This window comes from Enterobacter cloacae complex sp. 342H5 (assembly GCF_050030905.1).
Classification (GTDB): Bacteria; Pseudomonadota; Gammaproteobacteria; order Enterobacterales; family Enterobacteriaceae; genus Enterobacter; species Enterobacter intestinihominis.
The window spans coordinates 2,373,059-2,391,347 of sequence record NZ_JBLGVB010000001.1 but is presented as its reverse complement, the minus strand read 5'-3'; the positions used below and the strand labels follow the sequence as shown (position 1 = coordinate 2,391,347).

General features: G+C 56.4%; 15 protein-coding genes. 5 read left to right on the top strand and 10 right to left on the bottom strand.

Features of this window, described 5'->3' with window-relative positions:
* Positions 1-27: 27 nt before the first annotated feature.
* Positions 28-663, top strand: a complete 636-nt coding sequence (locus ACQG03_RS11490; RefSeq protein WP_022648221.1) for a helix-turn-helix domain-containing protein — start codon at positions 28-30, stop codon at positions 661-663.
* Between the two features lie 141 nt (positions 664-804).
* Here ACQG03_RS11490 and ACQG03_RS11485 read toward each other — a convergent pair whose 3' ends face one another.
* Positions 805-1,281, bottom strand: coding sequence for a GNAT family N-acetyltransferase (locus tag ACQG03_RS11485; protein ID WP_063163015.1), 477 nt, complete (start codon positions 1,279-1,281; stop codon positions 805-807).
* Positions 1,282-1,366: 85 nt separating this feature from the next.
* Between ACQG03_RS11485 and ACQG03_RS11480 the strand changes: the two genes are divergently transcribed.
* Positions 1,367-2,302, top strand: coding sequence for a LysR family transcriptional regulator (locus tag ACQG03_RS11480; protein WP_022648219.1), 936 nt, complete (start codon positions 1,367-1,369; stop codon positions 2,300-2,302).
* Here ACQG03_RS11480 and ACQG03_RS11475 read toward each other — a convergent pair.
* Entirely contained in the window at positions 2,297-2,599 is a 303-nt protein-coding gene (locus ACQG03_RS11475) for an ArsR/SmtB family transcription factor (protein WP_022648218.1), read from the bottom strand. The two genes, ACQG03_RS11480 and ACQG03_RS11475, sit on opposite strands and share 6 nt — an antisense overlap.
* A 161-nt stretch (positions 2,600-2,760) precedes the next feature.
* Here ACQG03_RS11475 and fusA point away from each other — a divergent pair, with 161 nt between their 5' ends.
* The gene (gene fusA / locus ACQG03_RS11470; protein WP_063163016.1) at positions 2,761-4,860 is read left to right on the top strand and encodes an elongation factor G; all 2,100 of its coding nucleotides are present in this window, start codon (positions 2,761-2,763) and stop codon (positions 4,858-4,860) included.
* 48 nt (positions 4,861-4,908) lie between these two features.
* Here the strand turns inward: fusA and ACQG03_RS11465 are convergent, their stop codons facing one another.
* Positions 4,909-5,481 carry a flavin reductase family protein gene (locus tag ACQG03_RS11465; protein WP_045622528.1) on the bottom strand — a complete coding sequence of 191 codons (573 nt, stop codon included), beginning with the start codon at positions 5,479-5,481 and terminating at the stop codon, positions 4,909-4,911.
* 105 nt (positions 5,482-5,586) lie between these two features.
* Here ACQG03_RS11465 and nhoA point away from each other — a divergent pair, with 105 nt between their 5' ends.
* Positions 5,587-6,432, top strand: a complete 846-nt coding sequence (gene nhoA / locus ACQG03_RS11460; RefSeq protein WP_046621439.1) for an N-hydroxyarylamine O-acetyltransferase — start codon at positions 5,587-5,589, stop codon at positions 6,430-6,432.
* A gap of 76 nt (positions 6,433-6,508) precedes the next feature.
* Here nhoA and narI read toward each other — a convergent pair whose 3' ends face one another.
* From narI to ACQG03_RS11430, 6 genes are all read right to left on the bottom strand, one after another.
* Positions 6,509-7,189, bottom strand: coding sequence for a respiratory nitrate reductase subunit gamma (gene narI / locus ACQG03_RS11455; protein ID WP_022648214.1), 681 nt, complete (start codon positions 7,187-7,189; stop codon positions 6,509-6,511).
* Positions 7,186-7,881: a nitrate reductase molybdenum cofactor assembly chaperone gene (gene narW / locus ACQG03_RS11450; RefSeq protein WP_022648213.1), complete on the bottom strand. Its 696-nt coding sequence runs from the start codon at positions 7,879-7,881 to the stop codon at positions 7,186-7,188. Before narW ends, narI begins: the two co-directional genes overlap by 4 nt.
* The gene (gene narH / locus ACQG03_RS11445) at positions 7,881-9,425 is read right to left on the bottom strand and encodes a nitrate reductase subunit beta (protein WP_023306263.1); all 1,545 of its coding nucleotides are present in this window, start codon (positions 9,423-9,425) and stop codon (positions 7,881-7,883) included. Before narH ends, narW begins: the two co-directional genes overlap by 1 nt.
* Positions 9,422-13,162 carry a nitrate reductase subunit alpha gene (locus tag ACQG03_RS11440; RefSeq protein WP_063163017.1) on the bottom strand — a complete coding sequence of 1,247 codons (3,741 nt, stop codon included), beginning with the start codon at positions 13,160-13,162 and terminating at the stop codon, positions 9,422-9,424. The genes narH and ACQG03_RS11440 overlap by 4 nt, the downstream gene beginning before the upstream one ends.
* 67 nt (positions 13,163-13,229) lie before the next feature.
* Positions 13,230-14,615 carry a NarK family nitrate/nitrite MFS transporter gene (locus ACQG03_RS11435; protein WP_058646716.1) on the bottom strand — a complete coding sequence of 462 codons (1,386 nt, stop codon included), beginning with the start codon at positions 14,613-14,615 and terminating at the stop codon, positions 13,230-13,232.
* A gap of 210 nt (positions 14,616-14,825) precedes the next feature.
* Positions 14,826-15,401: a TetR family transcriptional regulator gene (locus tag ACQG03_RS11430; RefSeq protein WP_038416103.1), complete on the bottom strand. Its 576-nt coding sequence runs from the start codon at positions 15,399-15,401 to the stop codon at positions 14,826-14,828.
* 116 nt (positions 15,402-15,517) lie between these two features.
* Between ACQG03_RS11430 and ACQG03_RS11425 the strand changes: the two genes are divergently transcribed.
* Entirely contained in the window at positions 15,518-17,008 is a 1,491-nt protein-coding gene (locus ACQG03_RS11425; RefSeq protein ID WP_038416102.1) for an MFS transporter, read from the top strand.
* Between the two features lie 44 nt (positions 17,009-17,052).
* On the opposite strand, the gene ompC is transcribed toward ACQG03_RS11425, so the two are convergent.
* Positions 17,053-18,126 (bottom strand): porin OmpC, encoded by a 1,074-nt coding sequence (gene ompC / locus ACQG03_RS11420; RefSeq protein WP_022648207.1) that lies wholly within the window; start codon positions 18,124-18,126, stop codon positions 17,053-17,055.
* Positions 18,127-18,289 lie beyond the last annotated feature (163 nt).

Below are 18,289 nucleotides of genomic sequence, written 5' to 3'. Positions count from 1 at the left end.
CGCATCCACCTTGTCGGGATGCAAAATATGACCGGAAGAGTCGACTATCACCTTGAAAAATATCTCCTCACCGAAGTCGCCGAGCCAGAACGTCTGACCCGCCAGTGGGCAGAAGTGATGCGCGAGTGTCGCGAGCAAAAATCCGGTGCGGAAGAGCGTTTGCGTCTCGCGCTGCTGAATGTGGATTATGTGACCAGCTTTGAGCTTCCCTTCCGGTTACTCCTCACCCGCGCCCCGCAGTTGATTGATGGGATCAGAAATGAGTTCCAGCTCAGTCAAAAAAATGTCCTGTTCAACGGCAAGCGGTTTGGCTGCGTTTACAGCCTTAAACAGGACCTGGAAGGCGTTCCTGACGAATTTACCTATCACCTGAAAACGCGGATCCAGCGAAGCGACAGCACTGGCGGAAGTGAAGTACCTTACCGGCAAATTGCACAGCAGGTGAAAGCGCCCAGGGAACGACTCAAACTGGCACTCGAAAATGGACTATCTGTAACGGCGCTCGACGGGCTTTTCTGGTTTGGCATTCAGCGCATCGCGGCCGATGTGCAGAGGCTAAGAAAAACGGGCACGAGGATTGTGACGTCAGAGACTGAGGTATTTGATACGCTAACGATGACAACCCGGCGGATCCCCGTCTACAGCCTGACGCAGCCGGAATGAGCCTCGGTCGCTGAATCGTCGAGCGTCTCAGAGAAAACAAAAAAAGACGGTAAGCTCTTTCTCAGATATACCGTGCTTCAGCAACGCTTTCATTGACATTATGCCCCCTTAGAAAGAGGGGCATTTCACGCGATGGCATTGCTACTCAGCAAATGCCCGCAATGCCTCGCCATCAAGACGATAGCGTACCCATTCGGACTGCGGTACCGCGCCGATGCTCAGATAAAAATCAATTGCAGACTGGTTCCAGTCAAGCACGCTCCATTCCAGCCGGCCGCAGTGACGTTCCACTGCGCATTGCGCGATATTTTTAAGTAGTGCTTTTCCCGCACCCTTGCTGCGGTATTCCGGGGAGACATACAAATCTTCCATATAGATGCCGTTGCGGCCAAGCCAGGTGGAATAGCTGGTGAAAAAAACGGCATACCCCACAGCATGGCCTGCATATTGGGCAACCAGCGCTTCGGTTTTACTGTCTGCACCAAACAGCGTTTTACGGATTTCGTCCGGCGTGGTGACCACTTCTTCTGGCGCTTTTTCATAGACTGCGAGTTCGTAAATCATATCGTATATTGCCGCTGCATCTTCAGGTCGCGCCTGACGAATCGTAATGCTCATTCCTTTCCCTTTATCTTTGTTTGTAGTTGATGGGGATAAGCATAAAGGCTAATGTCAGAAGAATTAAGTGCAATGAAATCAATAAATGATGAATATTATGCATCCAGCCTTAAGGCGCCTTGATTTAAACCTTCTGCCGGTTTTTGACGCGATTTATCGCCACAGTTCCGTTCGACTTGCGGCAGATGAGCTGGCGATGAGCACCTCGGCGCTCAGCCATGCCCTGTCACGGCTGCGTGTTTCGCTCAACGACCCGCTGTTCTACCGGGAAGGACATCGAATGTGTCCCAGCGTCTATGCCACCCAGCTTGCGCCAGTTATTGCATCGGCCCTGAAATATCTCGACCAGGAGCTGTCGCCGCAGCCGGAATTTGATCCTGCTATTAGTACAGCGTGTTTGCAGATCGCGATAACGGACTTTACCGCGTTCTGCATATTCCCTGCGCTCATGAATACGCTTCAACATGCGGCGCCTGGCTTGCGTCTGGAATTACGATATTTGCCGCACAGCCCGGCATTGACGGAATTACTGGCAGGAGAGGTGGATCTGGCCCTGGGATTCAGCACCATTGAGGATCGCCGGTACCCGGAGCTGGAAGAGATCAGCTGGTTCGAAGATGAATATGTGGTGATTAGCAATGCGAGCCGGAGCGCGCTCACGCTGGAGGATTATCTCGCCGCCCGGCATCTTGTGGTTACGCCGTGGAATGAGAAGCAGGGGGTGCTGGATTTGCAGCTGGAACGCATGGGTTATACCCGACACATTGCGATCAAAACCCCGTCTATGCTCAGCGCCCCGTTTGTTATTGCAGAAAGCGATCTGCTGATGGCGTTACCTCGATTCGCCGCTGAAAAGCTGCTGCCAGCTACCCGTATTAAAATTTTTGATTTACCGTTCCACATCAGTCCGTTTGAAGTAAAAATTTATTCGCACAAGCGCAGCGGGAAACGAGGCGTCACGAACTGGCTCAAAGCTACGCTGCGCGCGCTGGCCGAAGGGCAACAGTCAGAGCGCTTATGATTTCGACTGTAACAGGATTGCCATCAGCCCCGGAAAGCGGGCGTCCAGATCTTCTCTTCTCAGTGAAATCATATTCTCGCGCCCCTGCGGGCGCTGCCAGATCACGCCGCTGTCGCGCAGTACACGCCAGTGGTGAGTCATGGTTGATTTCACCACCTCGTCCGGGCGCAGCGCGTTGCAGCTCAGCTCACTGCCGTCGGCCAGCCGTCGAATAATCGCCAGCCGCAGCGGATTGCCGAGGGCGAACAGCACATTTTCCAGCAGTATTTGTTCAGGTTCCGGGTGGTTTGGGATCATCGTTTTCCTGCGTCTCGCGTGAGATTAAGCTATATCAACAATAGGTCAACCGTTAAAAAATAGTTCGATAATACTCGTACAATAGGACTATTATAACAAACGAACAAACACGCGACTATCCTGGTCGTCACAAACCCGTCATGAAGACGTAAGGAAATATCATGCCCCGACCCATTCCACTCGAACGTTATCGCAACATCGGTATCTCCGCGCATATCGATGCGGGCAAAACAACCACCACTGAGCGCATCCTGTTTTACACCGGGATGAGCCACAAGCTGGGTGAAGTACACGATGGCGCGGCAACCACCGACTGGATGGCGCAGGAGCAGGAGCGCGGGATCACCATTACGTCGGCGGCGGTGAGCTGTTTTTGGCCCGGCATGGACAGAGGCTTTGAACCGCACCGCATCAATATTATCGACACCCCCGGGCATGTGGATTTCACCATTGAGGTGGAACGTTCCATGCGTGTGCTCGACGGCGCGGTGATGGTTTATGACTCTGTCGGCGGCGTGCAGCCGCAGTCGGAAACCGTCTGGCGTCAGGCGAATAAATATCACGTCCCGCGTCTGGCATTCGTCAACAAAATGGACCGCCCGGGTGCGGATTTCTTCCGCGTGGTGCGGATGATGCAGGAGCGGCTGAAAGCTAATCCGGTCCCGATTGTGATCCCCGTGGGCGCAGAGGAACACTTCACCGGCGTGGTTGATCTCATCAAGATGCGCACCATTCTTTGGGATGATGCGACCCAGGGCATGGCGTTCACCTACGCGCCGGTGCCCGACGATCTGCTGAGCACCGCGCAGACGTGGCGAGAAAAAATGGTCTCGTCTGCGGCAGAAGCCAGCGATGAGCTTATGGATAAGTACCTTGAGACGGGCGAACTGGATGAGGCGGAAATCATCAAAGGGTTACGGATCCGGACGATCTCCGGTGAAATACAGCCCATGCTGTGCGGCAGCGCTTTCAAGAACAAGGGTGTGCAGCGCATGCTCGACGCGGTGATTGAATTGATGCCGTCTCCACTGGACGTGCCCGCTATTGATGGGGTAGACGAAGATGGACAGCACGCCGAGCGCCACCCAAGCGATGATGAACCATTCTCTGCGCTGGCCTTCAAGCTGATGAGCGATCCGTACGTCGGACAGTTGACCTTTATTCGCGTCTATTCAGGCATACTGCGCAAAGGCGACGCGGTTTATAACCCGGTGAAGGGCAAAAAAGAGCGAATCGGGCGCATCGTGCTGATGCATGCCAACGACCGCCATGAGGTGGACGAGTTGCGCACAGGGGATATCGCAGCCTGTGTCGGGCTGAAAGACGTCACCACTGGTGACACGCTGACCGACCCGAATACGGTGATCACCCTTGAACGGATGGAGTTCCCGGACCCGGTTATTTCGCTGGCGATTGAGCCGAAAACCAAGGCCGATCAGGAGAAAATGGGGATCGCCCTACAGCGCCTGGCGGCGGAGGATCCGTCTTTCCGCCTGCACACGGACGAAGAGTCCGGTCAGACCATTATCTCCGGGATGGGCGAACTGCATCTCGAAATCATCGTTGACCGCATGAAGCGTGAGTTTGGCGTTGAGGCAAACATTGGTCGTCCGCAGGTCACCTACCGTGAAACCCTGCGTAAAGCGGTGAAGGATATTGAAGGTAAATTTGTCCGACAGTCCGGCGGGAAAGGGCAGTACGGTCATGTGGTCCTGAGTCTGGAGCCGTTAGCAGCCGGAAGTGGTTTTGTGTTTGAAGATGCCACCAAAGGCGGGGTAGTGCCCCGGGAGTACATCCCGTCGGTGGAAAAAGGCTTGCGAGAAGCCATGAATACGGGGGTGCTGGCGGGCTATCCGGTTGTCGATGTGAAAGCGACCCTGACGTTTGGTTCCTACCATGACGTTGACTCCTCGGAGATGGCCTTCCGCATGGCGGCGATCCTCGGCTTCAAAGAGGGCGCGCGGCGGGCGGATCCGGTTATTCTTGAGCCGGTGATGCACGTTGAGGTGGAAACGCCGGAAGAGTATGCCGGGAACATTATGGGCGATCTCTCCTCCCGCCGCGGCATGGTGCAGGGGATGGCAGAGCAGTACGGCAGCCAGATTATTCGCGCTGACGTCCCGCTGGCTGAAATGTTTGGCTACGCCACCACGCTGCGCTCGATGTCCCAGGGGCGCGCGACGTATACGATGGAGTTCCATCATTTTGCGGAAGCTCCGCGGAATGTGGCGGATGAGATTATTGCGAAGCGTGTTAAGTAATAAAAAGCCCTCTTCCTCAGGAAGAGGGCTTTTCTTTTTTGAGATGCGTTAATCCAGCGCCTTCACCATCTTCCCACTCGTCACAAACGTCCCGGCCCCCAGATGATGCAGCGTATTCAGCTTATCCCCGTCAAACTGCCAGCGTCCGGAGACAAATGCGCGTTCATCTGCCGCGGCGGAAACCACTTCGCCAAACAGGGTGTCATATTTCTCGGCCGCAGAAGTGACAGGTAATAACCGACACTCCATCCACGCCAGACATTTCTCTTCTATAACCGGCAGACCAAGCTCAGGGCCATGAATAACCGGGATCCCGTAGCAGTTAAATTTATCCTCGTCGCGCCCGCTGACGCTGCCGACCGCCCAGGTCCAGTTGGCTGCCGCCACGCCGGGGATCACAATGCCGAATTTCCCGCTGCGTTCGATCAACTCCCGTGACCACGCGCTTTTGTCTACCACGATCGCGATACGCGGGGGTTCAAATTCCACCGGCATAGACCATGCGGCGGCCATGACGTTGCGACGATCGATGGTCTCATCCCGGCTGGTGATGAGCACGGTTGGACCGTGATTCAGAAGACGGCTGGCATGACGTAATTCAACAGGACGAAAGTGGCTCATAGGATCTCCTCATGTACACGATGAGTATGCCGAAAAAGCACTTTTGCGCATATGCATAAGGGAAAATAGTTTATAAACAGGGGATATCACATCATGGAGCAAATCATGTCCCCATTTCTGAGTGCTTATTTTGCCCGCACGGGCTGGCAGCAGCCCGTACAGGTTAATATCGATACCCTGCGGGGGCTCCATTTACACCATAACTGCGCGATCCCTTTTGAAAATATTGACGTCGTTTTGCCGCGGGAAATCCATTTGGACGACGGGTGTCTGGTGGATAAACTGGTCACCGCGCGTCGGGGGGGATATTGCTTCGAGCAAAATGGCCTGTTTGAACGGGTGTTGCGCGAAGTTGGGTTTACGGTACGCAGCGTGCTGGGGCGGGTTGTGCTGGCGAATCCGTCGCAGATGCCGCCGCGCACGCACCGGTTGCTGCTGGTTGAGCTGAACGGCGAGCGCTGGATCGCCGATGTGGGATTTGGCGGACAAACGCTGACGGCGCCGATTCGTTTGATCGCCAACGAGGAGCAGGAAACCCCGCACGGGTGCTATCGTTTGCTGAGTGAGGGTAACGACTGGGTACTGCAATTCCGCCATCACGAGCACTGGCAGTCGATGTACCAATTTGACCTGGGGACGCAGTACTTCAACGATTACGTGATGGGTAACTTCTGGTCGGCGCACTGGCCTCAGTCCCATTTTCGTCATCACCTGCTGATGTGTCGCCACCTGCCGGACGGGGGCAAGCTGACGCTGACCAACTTTAATTTTACCCACTGGCAGAACGGTCATGTGGAGGAGCAGATCCATTTGCCGGATGCGGAGGCGCTATATAAGCTCATGCAGGAGCGCTTTGGCCTGGGCGTTGATGACCCGAAGCACGGCTTTACGCTGGCAGAGCTGACGGCCGTGATGGCGGGGTTTGATACGCATCCGCAGGCGGGGAAATAGCCCGGTGGCGGCTACGCCTTACCGGGCCTACGGGAGTATACGTAGGTCGGGTAAGGCGTAGCCGCCACCCGACAAATCAACGGCGCGATCTTACCACCTGATACCGACGCGTGAAGTACTCAAACGGCGCGCTCCACACGTGCACCAGGCGGGTGAACGGGAAGATGAGGAAGATCGTCATCCCCAGCACCAGATGCACGCGGAAGATCGGCGCGACGCCGCTCAGCATTTCCGACGAGCCGCCCTTAAACGTGACGATCCCCTGCGCCCAGCCGACCAGCTTCATCATCTCGCTTCCGTCAGGGTACTGAGCGGAGAAAGGAATGGTCGACAGCCCAAGGATGCACTGAAGCAGCAGGATACTCATGATGATAATATCCGGCGTGGTGGACGTGGCGCGCACCCGCTGGTTGAACAGGCGACGGATCAAAAGCATCGACCCACCGATCAGCGTCAGCACCCCGCAAATACCTCCCGCAATCATGGCTAACTGCTGTTTAACCGCGACGGGTAAAAACCAGGCGTACATCCAGTGCGGGGTTAACATGCCGAACAGGTGCCCGAAGAAGATCCCCAGAATCCCAATATGAAACAGGTTCGAAGCCCAGTTCATCCCGCGCTTGCTGAGCATCTGGCTTGATGACGCCCGCCAGGTGTACTGCCCATAGTCGTAGCGCAACCAACTGCCGAGGAAGAAGACGGTGGCGCAGATGTACGGATAAATGTCATAGAAAAACACGTTCAGGTAATGAGTCATTTTGGGCCTCCGGCGCTGACGTCCACGTACTGCGGCGCGACGTCCTGGCTAAAGCGTCGTTGATATTGCTGCATCGGCGAACTGTCGCACGATGTGGCGTTGTCTTCGATAAACTTGACCTGTTCCTCTTCCCACACGGCGTCCAGCGCCTGACGGGTATCATCACGTTTTTCACCGGATACCTGTTTCGCCACGCTGTCGCTGGAAAGCCGTGTTTCCGCCAGCGACAGCAGGGCGTCAAACAGCTGGTAATGCGCTACCTCGCGCTGTTTCAGGCGGCCTCCAATCAGCGCCAGTATAGGCGCGACGTTTTGCAGCCCTTCACGCGCCTCGTCGTCGCTGACGATACTGAGATATTCCAGATAGAGCGGCAGATAGTCCGGCAGCTCGCGGCAATCCAGCTCCAGCCCGGCTTTCTCATACTGGCTCATCAGGTCGACCATCGCCTGACCGCGATCGCGGGACTCGGCGTGAACGTGCTCGAACAGCAGTAGTGAAGTCGCGCGCCCCCGCTCGAAAACTTCACACCATTCGGCCTGCTTATCCAGCAGCGGGGCGCTCAGGTGCTGCTGCGCAAACGGCAGTAGCATGGGCGCATCCTGTTCCACCAGGGAAAGCGCTTCTTCACGGTTATCCCAAAGCAGCTCATCGGGATACTCAATCAGTAGCGCGATGATTTTAAGGATCTGCATTATTCTCCCTCCCCGTGATCGCGCACCTCGGTAATGTTGATCGCGTCGATGCGGCTGCTGTTGAAGAGGTTGAACCTGGTGTCGGAGCCGTGACAGCCGTCACCGAAGGTGAAGCCGCAGCCGTTTTTCTCCGGGAAGGCGTCGCGCGCCATTTCGCGGTGGCTGGTCGGTATCACGAAGCGGTCTTCGTAGTTAGCGATGGCCAGATAGCGGTACATCTCCTCAACCTGCGCTTCGGTCAGGCCCACTTCCTCAATGGCGCGGGTATCGGTCACGCCTTCCACGGTCTGGGAGCGTTTGTAGTGGCGCATCGCCATCATGCGCTTCAGAGCGCGCAGCACCGGGCCGGTATCGCCCGCGCTGAGCATATTTGCCAGGTATTGCACCGGGATGCGCAGGCTTTCGACCGCAGGCAGTACGCCGTCGCTCTGCGGCAGGCCACCCGCGTCCGCGTAGGACTGAATCGGTGACAGCGGCGGCACATACCAGACCATCGGCAGGGTGCGGTATTCCGGATGCAGCGGCAGGGCGAGCTTCCAGTCCATCGCCATTTTGTAAACCGGGGAACGCTGCGCTGCGTCGATGACGTTCTGCGGGATGCCCTGCTTCAGGGCTTCTTCAATCACCGCCGGATCGTTCGGGTTAAGGAACACGTCGCACTGGCGCTCATACAGATCGGTTTCATGCTCGGTGCTGGCCGCCTCTTCAATACGGTCCGCGTCATACAACAGCACGCCAAGGTAGCGGATGCGTCCAACGCAGGTTTCTGAGCAGACTGTCGGCTGGCCGGACTCGATGCGCGGATAGCAGAAGATGCACTTCTCTGACTTGCCGCTTTTCCAGTTGAAGTAGATTTTCTTGTACGGACAGCCGCTGATACACAGACGCCAGCCGCGGCATTTGTCTTGGTCGATCAGCACAATGCCGTCCTCTTCGCGTTTGTAAATCGCACCGCTCGGGCAGGTGGCGACGCAGCTCGGGTTGAGGCAATGCTCGCACAGGCGCGGCAGGTACATCATGAAGGTGTTTTCGAACTGGCCGTACATCTCTTTCTGGATCTTCTGAAAGTTTCGGTCGCGGGCGCGTTTTTCGAACTCGCCGCCCAGCAGCTCCTCCCAGTTTGGTCCCCAGACGATCTTATCCATCCGCTTACCGTCAATCAGCGAGCGGGGGCGGGCGGTAGGGAGGTGATCCCCCTCCGGGGCGCGGTGCAGATCCTGGTAATCGAAGGTGAAAGGTTCATAGTAATCGTCAATCTGCGGCAACACGGGGTTGGCGAAAATTTTCGACAGGACGCCCATTTTTCCGCCGAGGCGCGGGGTCAGCTTGCCGTGAATACTGCGGATCCATCCGCCTTGCCACTCATCCTGATCTTCCCAGTTTTTCGGATAGCCGATACCCGGTTTGGTTTCGACGTTATTAAACCACGCATACTCCATCCCTTCGCGCCCGGTCCAGACGTTCTTACAGGTGACCGAGCAGGTGTGGCAGCCAATGCATTTATCGAGATTCAGTACCATGCCAACCTGTGAGCGTATTTTCATTTTTTCGCCTCCTGAACCTGATCCCGACCTTCGCCGTCCAGCCAGTTAATGTTTTTCATTTTGCGGATCATAATGAACTCGTCGCGATTCGAGCCGACGGTGCCGTAATAGTTAAAGCTGTACGCCAGCTGCGCGTAGCCGCCAATCATGTGGGTCGGTTTCGGACAGACGCGGGTGACCGAGTTGTGGATCCCGCCGCGCCGTCCGGTCACTTCTGACCCCGGAATGTTCAGAATGCGCTCCTGAGCGTGGTACATCATGGTCATGCCCGGCGGCACGCGCTGGCTGACCACCGCGCGGGCGGTGAGGGCGCCGTTGGCGTTGAAGGCTTCGATCCAGTCGTTGTCCTCAATCCCCAGCTCGCGCGCGTCGGTTTCGCTGATCCAGACGATTGGCCCCCCGCGTGACAGGGTCTGCATCAGCAGGTTTTCGCTGTAGGTGGAGTGAATGCCCCATTTCTGGTGCGGCGTCAGGAAGTTAAGCGCTTTTTCCGGGAAGCCATTCGGCGGGATCTCGCGCATATGGGTGACGCTGCGGGTATCAATCGGTGGACGATAGGCCACCAGACTTTCACCGAAGGCGCGCATCCAGGCGTGATCCTGATACAGCTGCTGGCGGCCGGAAATCGTGCGCCACGGGATCAGCTCGTGAACGTTGGTATAGCCTGCGTTATACGAGACATGCTCGCTCTCAAGGCCGGACCACGTTGGGCTGGAGATAATTTTGCGCGGCTGCGCCTGAATATCGCGGAAGCGAATTTTCTCGTCTTCTTTGTTCAGCGCCAGATGGGTGTGATCGCGCCCGGTCAGTTCGCCGAGGGCCTCCCAGGCTTTGACCGCGACCTGACCGTTGGTTTCCGGCGCAAGAGCGAGGATCACCTCTGAAGCATCAATGGCGGTTTCAATGCGTGGTCGGCCTTTGGCCGGGCCGTCGAGCTTGACGTAATTGAGCTTGCCGAGGAAATCGACTTCGTTTTGCGTGTTCCACGATATGCCTTTTCCGCCGTTGCCGAGTTTGTCCAGCAGCGGACCGAGAGAAGTGAAGCGCTCGTAGGTTTCCGGATAGTTGCGCTCGACGACCGCAATGTTTGGCGCGGTTTTACCGGGGATGAGATCGCACTCGCCTTTGCGCCAGTCCAGAATATCAAAAGGCTGCGACAGCTCCCCCGGGGAGTCATGCTGAAGCGGCTGTAGCACCACGTCAGTTTCGGTGCCGAGATGTCCGACGCACACTTCAGAGAAGACTTTGGCGATGCCCTTGTAAATCTCCCAGTCGCTGCGGGACTCCCACGCCGGGTCAACGGCGGCAGAGAGCGGGTGAATAAACGGATGCATGTCCGAGGTATTCATATCGTCTTTTTCATACCAGGTGGCGGTCGGCAGGACGATATCGGAGAACAGGCAGGTGCTGGACATACGGAAATCGAGCGTCACCAGCAGATCCAGCTTGCCCTCAATGGCGGCGGTTTGCCATTCCACCTCTTCAGGTTTGACATCATCCGTTGAGCCTAAATCCTCGCCCTGAATCCCGCTCTCGGTGCCAAGCAGGTATTTGAGCATGTACTCATGGCCTTTTCCGGACGAGCCAAGCAGGTTAGAACGCCAGACAAACAGGTTGCGCGGGTGGTTCTTGCCGTTGTCCGGCTGTTCGCAGGCAAAGCGAATATCGCCCGATTTTAACGCCTGCACGGTGTAATCCTGCGGCGACATCCCGGCGGCGTCGGCGCGGGCCTTAACTTGCAGCGGGTTGAGGTTGAGCTGCGGCGCGGAAGGGAGCCAGCCCATGCGCTCGGCGCGGACGTTGAAATCAATCAGGTGACCGGTGAATTTCGACGCGTCTGCAAGAGGAGAAAGCAGCTCCTGTGCGGTGAGCTTCTCATAGCGCCACTGGCTGGCGTGGTTGTAGAAGTAAGAGGTGCTGTTCATCTGGCGCGGCGGACGGTTCCAGTCCAGCGCGAAGGCCAGCGGCAGCCAGCCGGTTTGCGGACGCAGTTTCTCCTGGCCGACATAGTGCGACCAGCCGCCGCCGCTTTGCCCGACGCAGCCGCAGAAGACCAGCATGTTGATCATCCCGCGGTAGTTCATGTCCATGTGGTACCAGTGGTTCACACCGGCCCCGAGGATGATCATCGAACGACCATGGGTTTTGTGCGCCGTGTCGGCAAATTCACGGGCGATTTTTTCTATCAGGTAAGCGGGTACGCCGGTAATTTGTTCGCCCCAGGCCGGGGTGTAGGCTTTGATCTCGGCGTAGTTTGCCGCCGCGTTACTGTCTTCCAGACCGCGATCGAGGCCGTAGTTTGCGAGCACCAGATCGTACACGCTGACCACGCGTCTCTGGCTGCCGTCGGCCAGCGTCAGGGTTTTACTCGGTACGCGGCGCGTCAGCACCGGCTCCTGCTTCACGCTGCGGAAATGCGGGTTCTCGTTGCCCCCGAAGTAAGGGAAGGCCACGTCTGCCACACTGTCGTGGGTGATGAGCAGGGAAAGCGTCAGCTCGGTCTCCTGTCCCGCGGCCAGCGACTCCAGGTTCCATTTGCCTTTTTCGCCCCAGCGGAAACCGATAGAGCCGTTCGGCGCCACCAGATTTCCGGCGACGTCAAAGGCGATGGTTTTCCACTCCGGATTATTGGTTTCACCCAGCCCGTCGGCCAGATCCGACGCGCGCAGCATGCGGCCCGGCACCACGCGACCGTCAGCCTGTTCATCCAGCAGGACCAGCATCGGCATGTCGGTGTAGCGGCGGCAATAGTTGAGGAAGTAATCGCTCGGGTTATCAAGGTGGAACTCTTTGAGGATCACATGCCCCATCGCCATGGCGAGGGCGCTGTCGGTACCCTGTTTGGGGGCCAGCCACTGGTCGCTGAGCTTCGCCACCTCCGAGAAGTCCGGCGTAATGGCGACGGTCTTGGTGCCTTTGTAACGCACTTCGGTAAAGAAGTGGGCGTCCGGGGTACGCGTTTGCGGCACGTTCGAGCCCCAGGCAATGATATAGCTGGAGTTGTACCAGTCCGCCGATTCCGGCACGTCGGTCTGCTCGCCCCAGGTCATCGGCGATGCTGGAGGCAGATCGCAGTACCAGTCATAGAAGCTCAGGCAGGTGCCGCCGAGCAGGGAGAGATAGCGCGTACCGGCGGCATAAGAGACCATCGACATGGCCGGGATGGGGGAAAAACCGGCTACCCGATCCGGGCCGTAATTTTTGATGGTCCAGACGTTGGCGGCAGCAATCAGCTGGTTAAGCTCTTTCCAGTTTGAGCGGATAAACCCGCCTTTACCGCGCGCCTTTCTGTAGCTTTGCGCTTTCTGTGGATCGTGCTGAATGGCATCCCAGGCCAGCACTGGATCGGTATGCTGCGCCAGCGCCTCGCGCCAGAGTTCGATCAGCCTGCGGCGTACCAGCGGGTACTTGAGACGGTTGGCGCTGTAGAGATACCAGGAGTAGCTTGCGCCACGCGGGCAGCCGCGCGGTTCGTGGTTAGGCAGGTCGGGGCGGGTACGCGGGTAGTCGGTCTGCTGGGTTTCCCATGTCACCAGACCATTTTTGACATAAATCTTCCAGCTACAGGAGCCGGTGCAGTTAACGCCGTGGGTGGATCGCACAATCTTGTCGAACTGCCAGCGCTGACGGTAGCTGTCCTCCCAGTCGCGGTTGGTGTGGTACACCTGGCCGTGCCCATCGGCGAAACTGTCGCCTTTTGTTTTGAAGTAACGGAAGCGGTCCAACAGTTTGCTCATGACATTTCTCCTGCTTCGATAACATGGCCGGAGGGTGAGGCATCACGCTCCGGCGAAGAGGTAGTTATTATTTTTGTGAGGATTTGCGGCCGTACACCAGCCAGGTGACGAGCACGCAGACGATGTAAAACACGAGGAAGACTTTCATGGCGCCCACCGGGGAACCGGTCATCGCCAGGGAGGTGCCAAAGGCTTTGGGAATAAAGAACCCGCCCACCGCACCGATGGCAGAGATAAAGCCCAGCGCCGCAGCCGTTTCGGTCACCGCTTCATGCTGTGCCTGTTCATCGCTGCCGCCCTGTTTTTTCACGCGGTCGAGGGTGATTTGGCGAAAGATTATCGCGATCATCTGGAAGGTCGAGCCGCTACCCAGGCCTGCGGTCAGAAACAGGCCCATAAAGACCAGATAGAAGGCGATAAAGCTGCCTGAACCAGACCCGGGGAGCGTCAGGAAAATCAGGGCGCTAAAGATGGCCATAAAGACGAAGTTGATCAGCGTCACCCTTACGCCGCCCAGCCTGTCTGAAATCATCCCGCCAGCCGAACGCGCCAGGGCGCCGATCAGTGGGCCAAAGAAGGCGAGGTGGAGGATATTAACGTCCGGAAACTGGGTTTTCGACAGCATGGCAAAGCCTGCCGAGAAACCGATAAACGAGCCGAAGGTTGCCAGATAAAGCAGGCTCAGCAGCCAGAGATGAAAGCGCTTAAGCACCGGAAGCTGGCTGGCAATGGACGCTTTCGAGCTGGCGATGTCATTCATGCCAAAAAACGCCGCAATGGTGGCCAGAATCAGCAGCGGCGCCCAGATCCACGCCGCGTTCGCCAGCCACATCGTCGAGCCATCCTCCTGCGGTACGCCGTGCACGCCGAGGAAGGTAAACATCGGCAGGAAAATCACCAGCGGCGCAACCAGCTGCATCACACTCACGCCCAGGTTACCCAGCCCGCCGTTAATGCCCAGTGCGCTACCCTGTCTGGCTTTCGGGAAGAAGAAGCTGATGTTTCCCATGCTGGAAGCGAAGTTGGCACCGGCAAAACCGCACAGCAGCGCGATGATGATGAAGATCCAATAGGGCGTGGCGGTATTCTGGATGGCGATCCCAAGCCAGACACAGGGTACGACCAGGATAACGGTGCTTAACACGGTCCAGTAACGCCCGCCAAATATCGGCACCATAAAAGAGTAGGGGACTCGCAATATCGCGCCGGAGAGAGAAGGTAATGCCGTTAGCATAAAAAGCTGATCGGTGCTGAAATTAAATCCGACCTTATTAAGATTTACCGCAATAGCGCTAAACAACATCCAGACGCAAAACGCCAGAAGCAAACATGCCACGGAAATCCACAGGTTTCTTCGTGCGATATGTTTCCCTTTATTCTCCCAAAATTGCGCGTTTTCCGGTTTCCAGTTACTCAACAGATGCTGATTACTCTTCTCGCTTTGATGTGACATATCACCCTCTTGCTTACCGAAGTGGAGAGAAAAAAGAAGGAAAAACAGAAAGATACCTGTCAGTGGCGTATGAAATTTATAGGATGTTATGGGATACATCTGAAAGGATAGATAAAAAAGCGAATCCCTGAGTTTGGAATGGGAATCAGGGTTCGCTTTATGTGTTACTAATTGTAACTCTTTGCGGAAATTAATACTCCGATGGGAGTATTAAAACAATTCGAGGGAGATAAGTTTATCCAGATGCTTATTAAATGCCGCGTCGTCCATTTCAGGCATATTTAAGACGTATATGCCATCCAGGCCACATACCAGACCAATTAAACGCCAGGCGATATTTTCCGGCTGATCAGCAAGCGTAAAGGCGTTGGCCTCCGCCCCGGCGCGGATAATTGCGACCGTTTCCTGGTGCCACATCTCCATGGTCAAAACGTAGGCGCCTTTGATATCGCTATCCCGGCTGGCGAGAATTTGCGCCTCCCGCCACAGTCGAATGTAGGGCTCAAACCCGCCGTCATCGCTGCCGAGCATGGCATGCAGGCGCTCGCGCCAGCCTGCGTTTTCGCCAACGATTTCAGCATCCAGCAAATTGCGGATCAGCCTGACAAACGCCAGCGATTTAAGCTCGCCCGCCGACGCAAAGTGGTGATGCACCTGCCCGGTGGCGACGCCCGCTTCGGTAGCGATTCGGCGTACGGTCATCGCAGCGAATCCTTCGGTCAGCGCCACGCGCATTGCGGCCTGTAGGATCTCTTCCCGCCGCTCGTCCTTGCTCAGATAACGCATAATTTCTCACTCTCAATGGCAACGAAACGAGTGTAACAAAGAGCTGGACAAGCGTTCAACTTTACGTAGGATCGCAATCTGGACATGTGTCCAGTTTTTAAATGAAAAGGAAATTTATGTTTCGTCAGTGGTTAGCGTTAGTGATTATCGTGCTGGTGTATATCCCGGTGGCGATTGACGCGACGGTGCTGCACGTGGCGGCGCCAACATTGAGCATGACGCTGGGTGCCAGCGGCAACGAATTGCTGTGGATTATTGATATTTACTCGCTGGTGATGGCGGGGATGGTGCTGCCGATGGGGGCGCTGGGCGATCGCATAGGTTTTAAGCGCCTGCTGATGATCGGCAGCGTGCTGTTTGGCCTGTCATCGTTAGCGGCGGCTTTTGCGCCGTCCGCGGGCTGGCTGATTGCCGCCCGCGCGTCGCTGGCGATTGGCGCGGCGATGATCATTCCGGCTACGCTTGCAGGGATCCGCACGCTGTTTATTGACGTGCGGCACCGTAACATCGCCCTTGGCGTCTGGGCTGCCGTTGGGTCGGGCGGCGCGGCGTTTGGCCCGCTGATTGGCGGCATGCTGCTGGAGCACTTTTACTGGGGTTCGGTCTTCCTGATTAACGTGCCGATCGTGCTGATCGTGGTTTCGCTTGCTGCGCACTTTGTGCCTGCTCAGCAGGGGCGGCCCGAGCAGCCGCTCAATATCAGCCATGCCATTATGCTGATTGTCGCCATTTTACTGCTGGTCTACAGCGCCAAAACCGCCCTGAAAGGGGTGCTGTCGCCGTGGATGGTGGCCTCTACGCTGCTTACCGGGGCGGTGATGCTGTTTATTTTCGTCCGTATCCAGCTGCGCGCGCGCGTGCCAATGATCGACATGCGTCTGTTTTGCCATCGCATTATTTTAAGCGGCGTGGTCATGGCGATGACCGCCATGATTGCGCTGGTGGGCTTTGAACTGCTGATGGCGCAGGAGTTGCAGTTCGTGCATGGTTTTACGCCGTTTGAAGCAGGGATATTTATGCTGCCGGTGATGGTGGCGAGCGGATTTAGCGGGCCGATCGCGGGTGTGCTGGTCGGGCGTCTGGGGCTGCGCATTGTCGCGGCCGGAGGCATGGGGCTAAGCGCGATCAGTTTTATCGGCCTGTCGACGCTCGATTTCAGCACCCAACAGTGGCAGGCGTGGAGCCTGATGGTGCTGCTGGGCTTCAGTGCCGCCAGCGCACTGCTGGCATCGACGTCAGCGATCATGGCTGCCGCGCCGAAAGAGAAAGCGGCCGCGGCAGGCGCGATCGAAACCATGTCCTACGAGCTGGGCGCTGGTCTCGGGATCGCCATTTTCGGTCTGTTGTTAACCCGCAGCTTTTCGGCGTCAATTGTACTGCCGCAGGGGCTGAGCGCGTCGCTGACCGATAAAGCCTCGTCGTCCATCGGTGAAGCGATGAAGGTCGCGCAGGAGCTGACGCCGTCACTGGCCGAGCCGGTGATGACGGCGGCGAAAACCGCGTTCATCACCTCGCACAGCGTGGCCCTGGGCAGTGCGGGAGCCATGCTGATGATTCTGGCGATCGGGATCTGGTTTAGTCTGGCGAAGGTCGGAGGGCAGCAGTAAAAAAAAGGCCAGCCGCGAGGGCTGGCCTTTTGAACTAACACATCTTAGAACTGGTAGGTCAGACCTACAGCCACGATGTTGTCGGTAGCCACTTTGGCATCTTTGGTGAACTGGCTGTCATCCACGAGGTTGATTTTGTAATCAACGTAGGTGGACATGTTTTTGTTGAAGTAGTAGCTCGCGCCAACGTCAACGTATTCAACCAGGTCCTGGTCGCCATAAGAACCGATGTCTTTACCTTTGGATTTCAGGTAAGCGATGGATGGACGCAGACCGAAGTCAAACTGGTACTGAGCCACAACTTCGAAGTTCTGTGCTTTGTTGGCAACGTGACCGCTACCGAACGCCGTCATGTTGCGGGTTTCAGAGTAGGTGGTTGCCAGGTAGATGTTGTTCGCATCGTACTTCAGGCCAGCAGCCCAGACTTCTGCGTTTTCGCCACCGGCGTTCAGGTTGCTTGCAGCACGAACCTGACGGTCAGTACGGTCAGATTTAGCGTAGGTCGCACCCACACCGAAGCCGTCGAATTCATAGGTAGAAGACAGACCCCAGCCGTCACCGTTGGATTCGGTGATCTCTGAACGGTCGTTTTTACCCTGGTACTGGGCAGCCACGTTCAGGCCGTCAACCAGACCAAAGAAGTCGGTGTTACGGTAGGTGGCAACGCCAGTGGTACGACCGGTCATGAAGCCGTCAGTCTGCGTCCAGGTATCGCCACCGAACTCTGGCAGAACGTCAGTCCATGCGCCGATGTCATAAGCAACACCGTAGTTACGACCGTAGTCGAAGGAACCGAATTCATCGAATTTCAGACCAGCGAAGGCCAGACGGGTTTTGTTGCCGTCGGAACCCTGAGCTTCAGAGCGGTTGCCCTTGAACTCATATTCCCACTGGCCGTATCCGGTCAGCTGATCGTTGATCTGAGTTTCACCTTTGAAGCCCAGACGAACGTATGTTTTGTCGCCGTCGCTACCAGCATCATCAGAAAAATAGTGCAGACCAGTAACTTTGCCGTACAGATCCAGTTTGTTACCGTCTTTGTTAAAAACTTCAGCCGCGTTAACAACGCCAGCCGCCAACATGGAAGTCACTGCCACTGCAACTAATTTAAGTTTCATCTTAACTAACCCTTATAATTTTATTTAGGTATTTCCTAAGCCACCTGAGCGATTTTTAAACGAGGCTTATCGTCAATGGCAGACTATTTTTAAAATTCCGTAGACTGCTTTCAATAATAAGTTTCAAAATATTAAAGATAATTTCAATTAGTGTGATCCTGAT